Origin of the sequence: Streptomyces sp. NPDC006335, assembly GCF_040612795.1 — a bacterium.
GTDB lineage: Bacteria > Actinomycetota > Actinomycetes > Streptomycetales > Streptomycetaceae > Streptomyces.
In genome coordinates this window covers 1-1,410 of record NZ_JBEXQX010000060.1, presented here as the reverse complement: position 1 = coordinate 1,410, position 1,410 = coordinate 1, and the positions used below count along the sequence as shown (strand labels likewise).

Genomic DNA, 1,410 nt, shown 5'->3' with positions numbered 1-1,410 from the left:
ATCCACCGCGGAATCCACCAGCCCCGCGGCCACCGACCGATGACCCACCACCACCCGCGCACCCGAATCAGCCAGCATGAACGCCAACCGCTCCGACGGATACTCCGGATCCAACGGCACAAACGCCGCCCCGGCGCGCCAGGTCGCCAGGACCGCCGTCACCAGGTCGATGCCACGCTCCAGGCACAGGCCCACCACCGACTCCGGGCCCGCGCCCGCGGCACGCAGCCACCCGGCCAACCTCCCGGCCCGGTCCCACAGCGCCCCATATGTCATCTGACGCGACCCGCACATCACCGCCACGGCGTCCGGGCGCCGCCTGACCTGCTCGGCGACCAGATCGTGCACTCCGCCCGCACCGGGTACCGGCGCCGGTCCCGCGGCACCCGCCCCCCAGTCGAGCGCCTCGGCGCGCTCCGCCGCCGACAACACCGACAGGTCGCCGACGGTGCCCTCGTCGTCGGCGACGACGCCCGCCAGCACCGCGGCCAGATGGCCCGCCAGTCGGTCGATCGTCCCGTGGTCGAACCGGGACAGGTCGTAGCTGAAGCCGACCTGCAGGTTCGGGGCCGCCCCCGCGATGACGACCAGGGGGTAGTTGAGCCGCTGGTGGCCGTGGGAGATCTCGCCGAACCGCAGGTCGTCGGCTTCCGTTTCGTCCTGGTCGCCGCCTTCGCCGCCGCCGGGGAGGGGATAGTTCTCGAACACGAACAGCGTCTCGAACAGGGGCTGTCCGGCGGGGATCTCGCTACAGGCCTGGATGTCGGTCAACGGGGTGTGCTCGAAGCGTCGGCCGCGCGCCTGCTCGGCCTGTATACCGGCCAGCCACTGCGGGACCGTCAGGCCCGGATCGACCTTGATACGGGCCGGGGTGGTGTTCATCAGCAGGCCGACCATGGACTCGATGCCGTCGAGCTGGCCGCTGCGCCCGGAGGAGGACACGCCGAACACGACGTCGTCGGTACCGGCGTAGCGGGCGGTGAGGACCGCCCAGGCGCCCTGGACGACCGTGTTGACCGTCAGCCGGTGCCGTCGCGCGAACTCCGCCACCCGGTCGGAGATGTCTGCGGGCAGCGGGGCCCAGGCCAGGTCCCGGCCACTCCGGCCCGTCGTGTGCTCGATGCCGAGCGAGGCGGGTGCGGTGAATCCGGCGAGTTGCTCCCGCCAGTACCGTTCGGCCTCGTCCTGGCCCTGCTCGCCCAGCCAGGCCACGAAGTCGCGGAACGGGCGCCGCTCGGGCAGGAGCGGCTGCCGGCCCGCCATCGACTCCCAGTACGCCTGGAGGACCTCGCCGAGCACGACGGGGGCGCTCCAGCCGTCCAGCAGCAGGTGGTGGTAGCTCCACAGCAGTTGGTGGCGGTCTTCTCCCAGGCGCACCAGTGCGAGGCGCACCAGCGTCGGTGCTCCGAA

1 protein-coding gene is annotated in these 1,410 nt (G+C 72.3%); it reads right to left on the bottom strand.

The genetic code is table 11. From position 1 onward, the window contains the following. Nucleotides 1–1,392 (bottom strand): condensation domain-containing protein (locus ABZ098_RS44945; protein WP_356600904.1); only part of this gene is annotated, 1,392 nt, incomplete at its 3' end. Nucleotides 1,393–1,410: the final 18 nt, after the last annotated feature.